General features: G+C 40.0%; 12 protein-coding genes and 1 pseudogene. 6 read left to right on the top strand and 7 right to left on the bottom strand.

The annotated features are described in order from the left end of the window. Positions 1 to 188 precede the first annotated feature (188 nt). The 4 genes and pseudogenes from AC1RJL_RS04620 to AC1RJL_RS04605 form a co-directional block, all read right to left on the bottom strand. A pseudogene (locus tag AC1RJL_RS04620) lies at positions 189 to 278 on the bottom strand (hypothetical protein); the annotation flags it as partial. Between the two features lie 49 nt (positions 279 to 327). Continuing rightward, on the bottom strand, positions 328 to 879 hold the full coding sequence (locus tag AC1RJL_RS04615; protein ID WP_492911566.1) for a hypothetical protein: 552 nt from the start codon (positions 877 to 879) through the stop codon (positions 328 to 330). Positions 880 to 1,022: 143 nt separating this feature from the next. After that, positions 1,023 to 1,463: a hypothetical protein gene (locus AC1RJL_RS04610; protein WP_492911565.1), complete on the bottom strand. Its 441-nt coding sequence runs from the start codon at positions 1,461 to 1,463 to the stop codon at positions 1,023 to 1,025. A gap of 165 nt (positions 1,464 to 1,628) precedes the next feature. Further along, entirely contained in the window at positions 1,629 to 2,930 is a 1,302-nt protein-coding gene (locus AC1RJL_RS04605) for an HNH endonuclease (RefSeq protein WP_492911564.1), read from the bottom strand. Between the two features lie 542 nt (positions 2,931 to 3,472). On the opposite strand from AC1RJL_RS04605, the gene AC1RJL_RS04600 reads away from it, so the two are divergent. Continuing rightward, complete coding sequence (locus AC1RJL_RS04600) at positions 3,473 to 3,880, top strand: hypothetical protein (RefSeq protein ID WP_492911563.1); 408 nt, start codon at positions 3,473 to 3,475, stop codon at positions 3,878 to 3,880. A gap of 133 nt (positions 3,881 to 4,013) precedes the next feature. Here AC1RJL_RS04600 and AC1RJL_RS04595 read toward each other — a convergent pair whose 3' ends face one another. The 3 genes from AC1RJL_RS04595 to AC1RJL_RS04585 form a co-directional block, all read right to left on the bottom strand. Then, positions 4,014 to 4,445, bottom strand: a complete 432-nt coding sequence (locus tag AC1RJL_RS04595; RefSeq protein ID WP_492911562.1) for a DUF6957 family protein — start codon at positions 4,443 to 4,445, stop codon at positions 4,014 to 4,016. A gap of 89 nt (positions 4,446 to 4,534) precedes the next feature. Beyond that, positions 4,535 to 4,861 carry a helix-turn-helix domain-containing protein gene (locus tag AC1RJL_RS04590; protein WP_492911561.1) on the bottom strand — a complete coding sequence of 109 codons (327 nt, stop codon included), beginning with the start codon at positions 4,859 to 4,861 and terminating at the stop codon, positions 4,535 to 4,537. Between the two features lie 243 nt (positions 4,862 to 5,104). Next, positions 5,105 to 5,512: a hypothetical protein gene (locus AC1RJL_RS04585; protein ID WP_492911560.1), complete on the bottom strand. Its 408-nt coding sequence runs from the start codon at positions 5,510 to 5,512 to the stop codon at positions 5,105 to 5,107. A 116-nt stretch (positions 5,513 to 5,628) separates the two neighbouring features. Between AC1RJL_RS04585 and AC1RJL_RS04580 the strand changes: the two genes are divergently transcribed. The 5 genes from AC1RJL_RS04580 to AC1RJL_RS04560 all read left to right on the top strand — a co-directional run bounded on the left by AC1RJL_RS04580 (position 5,629) and on the right by AC1RJL_RS04560 (position 12,509). Then, positions 5,629 to 6,036 carry a hypothetical protein gene (locus AC1RJL_RS04580; protein WP_492911559.1) on the top strand — a complete coding sequence of 136 codons (408 nt, stop codon included), beginning with the start codon at positions 5,629 to 5,631 and terminating at the stop codon, positions 6,034 to 6,036. Positions 6,037 to 6,978: 942 nt separating this feature from the next. After that, complete coding sequence (locus AC1RJL_RS04575; RefSeq protein WP_492911558.1) at positions 6,979 to 7,665, top strand: hypothetical protein; 687 nt, start codon at positions 6,979 to 6,981, stop codon at positions 7,663 to 7,665. After that, complete coding sequence (locus tag AC1RJL_RS04570) at positions 7,662 to 9,560, top strand: transposase (protein WP_492911557.1); 1,899 nt, start codon at positions 7,662 to 7,664, stop codon at positions 9,558 to 9,560. The genes AC1RJL_RS04575 and AC1RJL_RS04570 overlap by 4 nt, the downstream gene beginning before the upstream one ends. A 67-nt stretch (positions 9,561 to 9,627) precedes the next feature. Next, a complete protein-coding gene (locus AC1RJL_RS04565) occupies positions 9,628 to 10,578 on the top strand; it encodes a TniB family NTP-binding protein (protein WP_492911556.1) in 951 nt (316 codons plus the stop codon). After that, positions 10,575 to 12,509, top strand: coding sequence for a TniQ family protein (locus AC1RJL_RS04560; RefSeq protein ID WP_492911555.1), 1,935 nt, complete (start codon positions 10,575 to 10,577; stop codon positions 12,507 to 12,509). Before AC1RJL_RS04565 ends, AC1RJL_RS04560 begins: the two co-directional genes overlap by 4 nt. Positions 12,510 to 13,080: the final 571 nt, after the last annotated feature.

The following is a 13,080-nucleotide window of genomic DNA, read 5'->3' as shown; positions in this document are numbered from 1 at the left end:
GGCCATGAAAGCGGCCAAACCAATCGTACAGTTGACCTGTTTATGGCTAGCTTAATAATGGAGAAGTGCGCTCGCCTCAAAGATCGCTACCAAATGCTTCAACTGGGTGTTCCAGGTATCTTTCGTCAGATGAGGATAATTACCATCACAACGACGGAGGCATACATTCATTAAATTCAAAGGCAAGGTCAGCACATCTTTCTAAATAGGTTGCTCACCGGAAAGTACGACTGCTGTCGTCGAATAGAATGAATACCTGCCTGAACATAGGAATTTAGTACTTTCCATGAATTGTTTTTGAATCGGTTAAGGTGCTGGACCGACTCGTTAAATTGGGTATTTAGTTGCGAATATTTTAGATTGTATTTTCTTTAATGGTACAGACATTCCAAATGGGGAAAATATATCCCACTGCGCATGAACAAACTTAAATGAGCCTTCGAATGTTTGATTGAGACACATGAAAAATTCTTTAGTAATTGATGGTGAAGGACTTTTTAAACATGAAGGACAGCAAAACATTTTAGGATTCTTTTTAAAGTGTAAGGCGCTCTGGTCAAATTTTATTTTCCAGTTGTGAGTACAATTTTTGCACTGAAAGCTCATTGTTTCTTTAAGCCAGCTAAAATGACCAAGATCCATTATGTCTTTCGCTCCTGCCCCGACAAAGGATATTCCTTCTGCCGCCATTGCTTTTTCAGAATGAACGAGGCGAGAGTAGAATTGCAAAAAAGATTGGACGCCAGCCCCAACTGTTTCATATTTGCATGATGGACATTCGATTCTACCTAAAATTTGAGTCTCGGCACGTAATTCATTTGTTACTTCAAAAGAATTGGTGCAGCGACGACAAATTAAAACTGGATAGTTTGGAAACATAGCTTCCTCTGAGATAATTTAACGCTGAGTGCAGGGGCAGCTTAGAAGTTGTTGTTTTATGGGTTGCTTTTTGCGCAGCAAGACCACAAACCGCTACTTACAAACTGTCCAGCTCACGAAGTACATTATGCTGAAATGCTTTATTATGTGGCTATAAATAGTTGTTCGGAATTAATTAAAGTTTTGTAAATTTCTCTGTATTTTTCAAATAGTTCAGAAATACTTTTTATGTTTTCATACGGTGTATCCTCAACGGCTTTAAATAATTTTTGATGAGGAAGCTCTTTATACAAGTTTATCGCCGGATTATCCTGATTGCGCTTGGCCTGCTCTGGAGAATAAGTAAGTGGCCTTACAGCGCAGCGATAAAGATTGTTACCGTTTTGCCAGATGATGTTTTTTTCATATTTGGGTTGGTTTGATAAGTGATAATTTACTATGCCCCAAACTTTACCTTGAATATTAAAGTTTTCATCGATGATTTCTTTGGTTGGAAGCTGCTTAAAAACTGATAGTGTCATTTTACTAGAATTGACTTTAAGCACCTTGATTGTAACTGATAGAGTTTCTTGCTGAATATTCACTACGTACTACCTTTTTCACATAATAACTTTATTAGATAGAAAATTTCCGCCTTTGGCGCCAAAATATGTCTGTCTATGTTTTAAAGACTCTTTAATAACAGATCCGCCAATCGCAGGCTATTACTGAATTCAGTAGCGCTATAACTTTCCGATTAATAAGAGCTACTAAGGTGAAGATCTGATACTATCTGGCAGTTTTTCATTTTTTTCAAAACTTATATTAAACTTGAGATCCCTCTCAATATTTTGAGAAAAATCATCGTAACTAATTCCGGGAGTATCTCTAATATGGAGGAAGCAGTTTAAGAAGCCTTGGTATTCATCAGTAGTCAGAAAGCACTTTGAGTCACCATCAGAAAGCGGGACAATAAAAACATACACATAAAACGTGAATTTAAATTCCCCCACCAAATAAGGAATATTGTGGTTTTCATTATTCCTCAAATGCAACGTCAGTTCTGGTGTATTCGTAAGGGCATGTGAACTTTTTAATACAGCTATTTTAGGCAACAATTCCACATCTCTTTCACCTTTCAGCCACTTAATCGTTTCACCAAAGTGCTTGAGATGTTTTGTTTCGATGACACTCAGGGAAAACTTACACAAAGCTTTATATAAATTTTGTAATTTTATTTTTTTACCAGTATTTAAGGCTACGCCTGCTGGTAATTGATCTGCATCTCTTTCTACGTTTTCAACCACAGCAACATTTAAGTTTCCCTCGTTACTTTTAAAAAATCTAAAATCTTTTCCCTTCATTTTTGGGATAACGTTTTCTTTATTTTTTACCCCAAACACTATTCTCACAAGGTCGTGATAATGAATAAAGTCTCTCTCAACATTTTCATCGAAAAATTCGTTACAATCATCACACTCTTCATTAATAATTAATTTCTTGTTTCCTAAGGCTTCAGAAATCGCATGAGCTTCTTTTTTAAAGCTAACCTCAGGTTCGGATTTTTGGCAGAATCTGCAAATCCTTTTTGACTTTTTTGCCTCGCCAATTTTTATCTTTCTATCTCTATCCAAATCAAAATTTATAAGCTCATAATTATCCATCAAAGAACCAAATAATTTTCTAATATCTTCCTCGCTGGCCTCAGCTTTTCGATCATTAAGAATATCTAACTCCTTCTCAAGCTCATACTTCTGTTTTGTATCTAAATCAATTGGTTGAAATACAAAGAACCATTCATCACGCTGCAACTTATTAAACTTACTACCCAGGCTTTGAATTGTAGGCATTAAGCGCTTATATTTAGATATGAACGCATCTAGACGCCCCCTAAATTCGATTGTGTACTGCTGCCGGCAGTCGAGACTAATTGACTGACTTTCAACGTTAAAGTTTGCTCCAAAAACCCAAAGAAAATCAAAAACAATTTCACCATACTCTTCCGTGAATTCAATATCCAGTGTCCCACCCAACTGACTAGTAGAAAATATTTGCAATCTAAAATGTTCCATATCAAGTCATCACCTAAATTTATTATAAAACTGAAACGCAAGTTGAAAAACCTCATAACTTCGGCCAATCACAAACCATGGGGTTTCATTGCATTCGATTCTCGAACCATTTTTGGCATCCATGAATATTAATGTTGTGACACAAATGAAGATAGACGGCCCCATATATTCGGGAATGCACAGCTAACTAAATTTAAAAACCAAACTTCCGCTTTGATCCGCAGTAGTCATAGCACGTGGGATGAATTGGCGTCAATTACTGCACATAACCCAGCCCAAACACTCTGGCCGTTAGAGTGTTGGAAGGTGAAGCAAGGAGGGATTTTTAACGGCTGATACCCGTCAAAAAATGGCGGGCATGAATGACAAAACGCCTTTTTGGCGCATTTATCAACATCAAAAAATCAGGCAAATTGGTAGGCCTGCTGTACGTAATGCCCATGTACGCTTAATCTAAATGGATAATAATTTAATCTGGAATTTGTCCTGTCTAACCCCTGAACTGTCACATCTGAGCTTGATAGCCAAATATGGAGAGCGAAATGACTTTCAACTATCACGACCTGACGCCAGAGCACTTTTCCGCAAGCATAAATTGGATTACAAAAATGAGTGATGCAGCTAAATGGGATCTCACAAACGAAGAAGTAGCACTACTACTCGGAATGGATGTTAGTGAATATGTCGAAACGCAAAAAATGGCATATGCAGACATCCCTTTTTCGCTTCGAAATGAGTCAGCCGAACGCATTAGTCTCTTGCTCGGAATATGGAAAAGACTTCATTCATTAGGCCTCGATGAGCAAACATCCATCTCGGTTTTTAATAAAACTAACAGTGGTAAATTACTGAACGGAAAATCGATAAAACACTTTCTATTGGAAGAAAATTCGTTACCAGCATTTTATGCAGTTAATCTTTATTTAGAATCGAGTAAGCTTGATGATTGATCTATTCGAAAATCAAAATCCTGTTGGTAAAGAGGATCTCGGTACACAAGCTTTTGTCTTACGAGGTTTTGCGCTTCCTGTGGCTAATGATTTGTTAGAAAACATAGCATCGATATTGCAGATACTCACCGAATCAAGAAGAAAGACCGCGCATAATTGCATGCAACATAGCAGGCGAAATCGACTTTTTATGTCCTTCTCCCACCAAAATATAACAAGTATTTTTAGTGATGAATAAGCAATTTTCTTCGATGTCAACGAGATAAAATGAGCATGCAAAATCTCCAGTTCGCCAACGTGATTTGCTATCCCAAATAACATAATTTGCGTTCAAAACAAATGGTTTAAGTCCCAATTTTTCTTTTAGCAAAAACGCTTCATATTCAGTGCATTTGCACTCAACGACAGCCCACTTTTTTACTGTACAAATACCTTTATAGGGGTACTTTTCCTCACAGAAATCTATCCACTTTTCTACATCTATCTCATTGCAACCAAGATCGCATGGCACGCCAACTTCTTTATAAAATCTCGCTACTTCTTCGATGGTGAAAGTGCTATCCATGATATTTTTTACTCTTAGGTTGACCTACATTCGAGAAAATTGCGATTTTTTTTAAATCCGGTTATAAGAGGATTAGCAATAGAACATGGTTACCACGACGCTTTGGTTTTTGTTTCTTGAAGATCCCCCCGTGCACGCTTTCTCTCTTTACCTTTAAGTTTTAACAACTGAACAGGTGAAAAAGGCACCTCAGGCAAAAGTGCATCAAATGCCTGAGCTTTACCAAGTGCGATCATAATACTTGCCAATGTTTCGACAGTTAACCTCCCACTCTCTGCGGCAACAACTACCTTTCGAGAAAGTCCTGTCATAAGGGCAAGATCTTTTTGCTTCAGATTTTTGCCAAGCCGTGCGCGCTTTAACCTCTCGCCAACAGTAATAGCGATATCTTGAGCAGAATTTGAAGAAGTTATCATAAGGCACCCTTTTGGGGTCATAAACGGTAAAAATCAAAATAACGCACCCTTTGGGGTACGTTATGGACAGCAGTAAAAAAACCAACCGCACACGACACAATTGTAGAATTTGAACATTTAAGAACTCTGAATATAGCTGCGCTAAAGCCGAGAAAGGAATCTTCGAAAGAGGTAGTTAAGAGAATTCTGCCCATCAGAATTAATTGAAATTTTTCTCGCTTCTAAGACTGATTATACTGAAAATTAACCGTGACTTATTCCGGCCGCTTCATCTTGCGCAGCTATAAGCACCAGCTGTGGGCTGGATTCCAATAGGTCCTGAGGCCGCCGACCTCCCAACATCCCACATGCCCCACAAAACCAAAACGCGATGCCCCATGAGTCTTTTCGCTTTAGGAATAAAAGAATAATTTCTTGCAAAGTTGATTGCGGCCGATAATCATCGTGCGGGTTCAATGCATAAGATGGAAACAGAGTTTGGCCACCGTATTCTATTGCAAAAATGCGCTTCTCCCTCAACCAAGCATCGAGATCTTCCGATCCGATATGATATCGCTGCAAGAGATCATCAGCAGTAAGCCACTCCGCGCCAACAATCACTTGTCGCCGCGACTCTTCAAGCATTCTTTTTTCAATAAGATCAGTTTTCATATGCAGCTCCTTCTATAGCATCAGTGATTAAAGCTCTACGATTGTGCGCAATAAAGAAAAAGAGCATACTGTATGCAAACACAGTACCACTACTTTTCGGACAGAGCCAAGATGAAATGCGCTTAAAAAATTCGAATGAAGTAACTCAAAAGTATTTGGCAGACAGCATCAAATGGCTTGATCGCATGGCTGGTCACGACCAGTGGAACCTAAATGATGCTGAGGTGGCGATTCTGATGGGCGGGATAGATGTGGAACTTTATAGAAATTTGAAGCGCAAGGCTTTCCAAGGTGAAAAATTAGCAGTTCAGTGGGATATAATCGAGAGAATTAGCTTACTTCTCGCCATATCGAAATCCCTTCTTATATTGGCGCCCACCGAACTGCATGCGATTACTTGGTTCAATAAGCCAAACTCTGGCCCATTCCTCAAAAATCGGTCTGCGAAAGATTACTTACTTTCTCATCGATCCATAACCGATCTTCAAGCGCTGAGTGACTATTTAGCATCACTCATTCGATAAAATCTGGCAAAGCCAGGACTTAACAATTGAGAATCTTGCTGGGCCCGCAAATGCGGGATTCAAATCATGTCAACAGATATCCGGGATATCAAAATTGGTATTTACCTGCATGATTTTCAAAAGTGAAGATGCAATTTGTTTCTAAATTTTCAAAACATTACGTTTTCAATATCTTTAAATTTTTTATATAAAAAATTGGTAATTACCAATATTTATATCGCAGTAAAAAAAGTTTAAACGCGCGCGTGCAGACTGGCGCACCAAGTTTCAGCCTATCATAGACTGTTTTTTTCTCTAATTTGCCATTTTTAAAAAAAATAATTCTATGTCTTTGGCACAATTTCAAAGAAAAAAAAGCACCTCAAAAAAAGCTTACTAACTAGTTGATTTTCAAAACGAAATTAGCAGTTATTTAATATACCAGAATGTATTTACAGGTCGATATTATATCAAATTGTATATATTTATCAGTCACTTACATGACTATCACCTGTTGCGCGGAGCCTATTTTTAGTTATATAGTTTGTGAGTTGACGCCAATTTTTTCGGGCTTCTAAAGACTTTGAAAACAGAATTTTTTGAGAGAGCAAATGAAAATGTGACAGCGAATGAGGGAAGAGAAGAAGGATTTTTCGGGAGGCATCTTCAAGGTTCACAAATTTTTAGAACCATTCCCATCGAAAATTATGCTGACTTAAAAAAGCAAATTTTTTGCAACGGGTAAGTATTGCCCAAAGAAAATAAATCGCGAGGAATAAAAAATGTAGTGCAAATAAGAGATTAAAAAAACTGAGTGGGCCCTGCGAAAAGACCACCCAGTTTTTGGGGACGATAAGCATCATCGACAGAGATAGTCTAATCCGTCCCCCCTATAAATTCAAGATTTTCTCCCATTTTTTGGGACGATAAATCTCAACCTTTAAAAAAGATGGGGACAAAAATATGTACTCTAAAAACTTAGATTTTTACGAACAGATTGAAGCAGCATTCAAACAGAAACCCGATATCGGTGGAGTAATTCATGGGAGTCAGCGACAAGTCTTACGCGGAGCCCCAGATCGAGTTGTCTCGTTATTCCCTAGTAGAAAAACTAATGGCGGTTTTCTTGTTGAAGGCGAATTAGAACGAGCAACAGGAATCTGCCTAGAATCCTCAAGTGTTGTCTCACGTTACGTCACCCAAGCCATACGCGTGACGCTTTCTGCAAAACATTTTGTCATCCCAGACTTTGTCGTCGAGCGCACGGACGGCTCGTACGTTGTACTTGAAATAAAACCCAGTATCAAAGGTTTGGGCGACGAAGTCCTCCAAAGATACGCTCTCTGTGCAGAGCTACTTTATCGTGAAGGAATCGAATTTCGCATCATCGATAGCTATATGCTTCCTAACAAATATGAATTTCACAAACTCAACATGCTTTATGTGCGAGGACACCGAAGGTTTTGGACAACCGATGCAATGGACATTGCAATCGAAATACTCCGCAATATTTCCGCTAAAAAAATTCAAGCTGGTCGTCTTGAGCTTATACGAGAAGGGCTGCCTGGCGAGCTGTGCGACTTCCTTGTCTTTCACAAAAAATGGTCATTCACAGATGCGGTCAACTCAACAGTGGAGATCGCGGCATGAACCAGATTCAATTGCCCACGAAGGGCTCGCGCTTCGTAATGCACGACACGGAATACGAAATCCAATACGTGAACGGTGACGAAATACGTTACTCTACTATCTGCGGAGGGAAAACCTTTAAGCTTCACATCACACGATACAATTCATTGTTAGCTGATGAGTCTATTTCTGTTACACATGAAGCAAAACTAATTGTGCATGAGGATAACGTCAAAGAGCTAGCAAGGAGAATGAGGTATGTCACAGCTATAAAAGCCGGATGCGGATCATATCTTAGAAAGGACTGGGTTATACGTATAATAGAAAAGACGGCCCAAGAAATCGGAGAAGCCAAGTCACCGGCGTACAACACAGTTAGAAAATGGATTCATACCTACCAAAAATACGGGCAAAACAAGCTTGTTCCAATACGCAATGGGAATTCAAGCGCTCGCTTCGACGGCGAGACAGAAATGATCATTGCCGAGGAAATTGAAAAAGCTGTAAAAAAAGGATTGGTGCTAGTTGCAGTTGAAATCCATGCGGCTGTGGTAAGTAGACTTTTTACCGCCGGACCAGTACAGCGAGATGGTACGGTGAAAATACCGAGCCTAAGATTAATTCAACGAAAAATCAAAGCTCTCGATCATTACATCCAATTGATTGCAAAACATGGAAAGGAAAAAGCGAAAAGGCTTATTCGAGCATCGGGGAAAAAAATAATTGTCCCTTACGCGATGTCAATTGTTCAAATAGATACTCATTACCTCGACGTAATCGTCGTCGATCCAGACACCTTTGAGCCAATTGGCAGACCATATTTAGTGTTAATAATCTGTATCCACACTAAAAGAGTCGTGGGTCATTACATAAGTTTGTTTCCACCTTCTGCGACAACAACCATGCAGGCCGTGAAAGTAATGTTGGAGCATTTCGGATGTCCCTATTTGATAATCCCTGACCGAGGAGTCGAATTCATAAATACTTCTCTCTTTCATCTATGCAACAGCTTATTAATTCAACTTGAACTCTCACAGGTTAGGGAGCCAAATCATAAGGCCAACGTGGAAAGCTTTTTTAGAACAATAACCTTATGGTTAATTCAACGATTGGAAGGAACAACACATTCAAATGTACTTGCACGTGGAGACTACGACTCAGCAGAACACGCGATCTTCACCTTGGATCAAGTCAAAAGTTATGTAGATATTTGGATTAACGATGTCTACGACAATAAGCCCCATTCACAAACCAAGCGACCTCCGATTTCGATGTGGGAAAAAGCTATTGCAGAAGCGCCACTTCTTAAACTTGAAGCTGAAGAAGTTGAAAATCTAGCTCGTGCTCCTGAATCGAGAACGATACACCGTGGGCGTGTGACGATTCACGATCTCTCTTACTATTCTCACGCTTTGACTGCGTTCGAAGGGATAAAAGTGATTGTTTTGGTAGACGAAATGGATTTAGCGACTGTGTACGTTAAAGACCCTAATGATGAAAGTACCTTGATCAAAGCTGACTCAACCGAGCCGCATTACACCAACGGTTTGACACTTAATCAACACCAATTAGTGCGTGAAGAACTCAAACAATTGTCAGAAGCGGAGATGAAGAGTATTGGTGAGTACAAATGGGAGCTAGGACTAACACGATTGTTGTATAAAATTCGTGACGACGCGCTTGAAAACAAGAAGAAGAAAAAGGCCACTAACGGTAAGCGTTTGGAAGACACAACGATACATGAAAAAACTCGCGACTCAAAATCAGCTGCCGTTGCGGAAGCTGAAGCGGAGCCGAACAAACGTGCCAAAAACCAACCAAAAGTTTCCAGCACTCGCACTCGCGCATATGTAGACAATTCTGAAGATGGTTTCGAATCTGTAAATATTGACGAATACGAAGTATTGGAAGTATAGAAATCACGATCATGTATAAAAATTTAAACAATAAATCAACCAAAAAATCACTCGTGGAGATCTGATTATGCTTAACCAAAAGTTCATGGAATCACTCACTAAATTTGATAAGTGCATCGTGCCATATCGCGCATTTTCAAGCGCGATAGACAGCATAGAAGAATGCATGCAATTGACAGCATTTAGCCGCGAGACGGTGAACTGTGCGCTACTCGCGCCTTCTGGATCGGGAAAAAGTACTATTTGTTCTATCTTGCAAAAGAAATATCCAGATACTACGCGCATCGAGAACAATTTTGAAATTATTGAAAAGCAAGTCATTTGGGCCGAAGTTCCACCGAATGCAACACCAAAAAAATTAGCGTCTTCACTGCTAGTTGCCTTAGGTGATCCAAACCCTGAAGCAGGTACTGAGTTTGGGATTATTGAACGACTAATTACAAGACTCGAAGAATCCCAAACCAAGCTGGTATTGTTGGACGAATTTCATAACTTACTGAACAGCAACAGAACAACGAAATCCAAACAGGCTACATGCCAAACCCTTAAAACGTTGACAAATAAAACTAAAACTACGTTCTGCCTTGTCGGCACTGAGGAATTTTCCAAATCGTTAGATAATGAAATCTCTCGCCGGTTTGCCAAGAAACTTTACCTAAACCCACTGTGTGCTGGTACTAGCATTGAACCCGGCGAGTTTGTTTCATTTACGCTTCCAATATTCAGAAAAGCTAAAGAAATATTCGAGTTGGAATCCGTACCGAATCCAAGTAACTATCATTTTGCCAAGCAGTTTTGGGCCGCAACTGGAGGTATGCCGTTTTACATCGTGGCACTTCTCAAAGACGCGATTACACGAGCCGTAAGATACGGTGAACAAAAATTGGACATCGATAACTTGGCGCAAAGTTGGGATTCAGGTCTCACACGAGAGGTGAGCATGATAAAAATTAACCCTTTTGCTTTGAACCCGAAGGACTTAGCCATTGCTTTAGGAAGAAGGAGATCAGACAAGTGAGACGGCACCGTTTACTATCAACTCCAATACCACATGTCGATGAGTCTCCGGCCAGCATCCTGATAAGGGCAGCGGAAGGCAATCGTTATGAAAATGTGCACCAGCTCGTTTCTATAACGAAGCTCAACATTAATCAGGCATGCCTCGATTTGCTCATCAATTACTTGGATCGATTTCTCCAATTGGCAACCGCCCTCTATCTTAAATGCATTGCCCCGGAGGAGGTTCTTGAGCGTCAGGGACCGACAACGCGAACACTACGCCGTTTTCTGCTCCATTTTTTTCCAGCAGGTTTCTTCAGGCAGGACGGAACTGCGTTCTGTCCGGTCTGCTTACATGAGAAACCTTATTTGAGAAAAATTTGGATGTTTAAGCCGTATGCGACATGCCACATCCATAACCTTCCAATTCAAACACAGTGCCCAGAATGCCAGGCCGAGCTGAAGATTTCCCGAGGCGCAATCTGCGTGTGCTGCCGATGCAAATGCGATGTAACTCAGCAACCCGCGCAGGGAATACCAAACCTGGTCGCGACTTGGGTTAAGGACTTTGTTAGTGAGCAAGATCAGAGAACTGAAGAGTTCACTCAAATCTTCAGCTGGGCCAAAACGATATCAGAAGTAGATGGAGCCCTGAAAGATGATAGTGCAGCGGCCAATCTTACCTATCAGTATTTCAATAATCAGGAGGAGTTTGATCACTACCTGGTTGATTTCATGAGTTGCGACATGCGGCACCCAAAGTTAAAACTGTTACCCTTGCTTGCGACTGATGGAAAAATGAGCAAAATTGCTGCTGATATGTTGAATAAACAATTTAAAGATGTGCCTTTTTCTGGAAATGATTTGGATTGCCAGCTATCTCTGGCTGAGATCCAAGTTTTCTTGGGAGTAAGTCCAAACACCGTCGCTAAACTCTTAAAAAGAAACAGCGCTCGACCCGATGAACGCGAAACAACGATTTCGGTTGGTGAGTTATTCACGGTCCTTGAAATGGATAGCCTCCGGAAAGAGGATATCAAGGCACAAAGAATGGATCACCTATTGACCGTAACCGATGTCGCTAAAGAACTTCAAGTCCATCCAGAAATCATCCGCTCGGTACAAAAAACTGGCTATCTGCCGTTCCAAAAACAGACAGTAGCTGGCTCATTAAAATACATGCTGAAAAAAGAACAACTGGATGTTTTTCGTACAAAATATGTGCTTGTAGGGACATTGGGCAAAAAACTTGGCGTCAATTCAACTGACCTTACCGCGAAACTAGCATTTCTTGGTATAAAACCGGCAGTTAGCCCAAAGGAAAGCCAATTAAAAACATGTATATTTAGGTACCAGGAAGTATGCGATTTGACGGCTGATAACATCTCGAATATCGGAAAATGCCCGACCAACGCGGGCCGAAAACCGAAGGGAATAGTGGCTGCGGAGACACCGATTAATGATCAACACTTGAGTATAATTGAAGTCGGCGGCCGCCTGGATGCGTCCATCCAACAGGTGAAAACACTTATCCAACGCAACGTTTTAGAGCGAGTTTTGGACCCAAGACCCGGAGAATATGTAACAAGAAACTCAGTGGAAAATCTGGTTGGATACTTGGAAAACCCGGACTATATTACTTTGGAAAGCGGGGCGTCTGATTTAAAAATTAACAAGACCGTATTAAAAAGAGAGTGGGTTTCTGCTGAGATGGTTGAACATAAAGACTTCATTTATTGGGAGTTAGTCAAAGCAACCGACATTCAAAAAATCAAAGATATAAAATCTGAATATGTTAATGCTTCAGAAGCGGGTGAAATATTGGGGATGCACCGAACTCACGCGAATAATTTACACAAGAGAGGATTGTTGAATCGCCATTATTTTGACAAAGGAAATAAAATTCCACTATACAAGCGTGCCGATATTTTACTTTTAAAATCCGCTTAAACTTTTCCGTTCCTAAAAAATTGCAGATTTAATTTCTGTAATTTTTTTGAAATTTAATATATACATTTCTGTATATTAATGGCATCAAAAAATAATCTCGTATCGTATATCGATATTTTTCGCTCAATTTTTTTCAAAAAAATTTGACCAAAAGATGTGTCGTCGGTTTTTGAATTTGACCAGCTGTTGTGTCGCCAAACCTTGATTTGACCAGCAGATGTGTCGTATTATTGACCAATTCATCTGTCGCTGGCTTTTTAACTTGTTGATTTTATTAGATGTGCTTGACCACAGGATGTGTCGCTCATCGTTTAATTCAAGCGTAGGTTGGGCAGCCATGCCCAACAAACCATTACGAACGGATTACATATTCCGGAGTGAATAAACCCAAACCGCTATTGAGTTTTGTCAGAGAGTTTTCTGGTGGGGCTTGGTAGCGGTTTTTATTATGAAGGTGGAAAAATAGCATGCCGGTTGGATTCATGTAGGTTGCTGGTGAGCCTGCGAACCGCAACATTCGTAATCAAAAATGGCGCGATGCATTGAGAATGCGGAAAACCAATCAACGGTG

The sequence above is a fragment of the Cellvibrio sp. GW822-FHT04B05 genome (genome assembly GCF_058800985.1).
The sequence above is the reverse complement of the archived record's forward strand: the minus strand, read 5'-3'. Positions and strand labels throughout refer to the sequence as shown.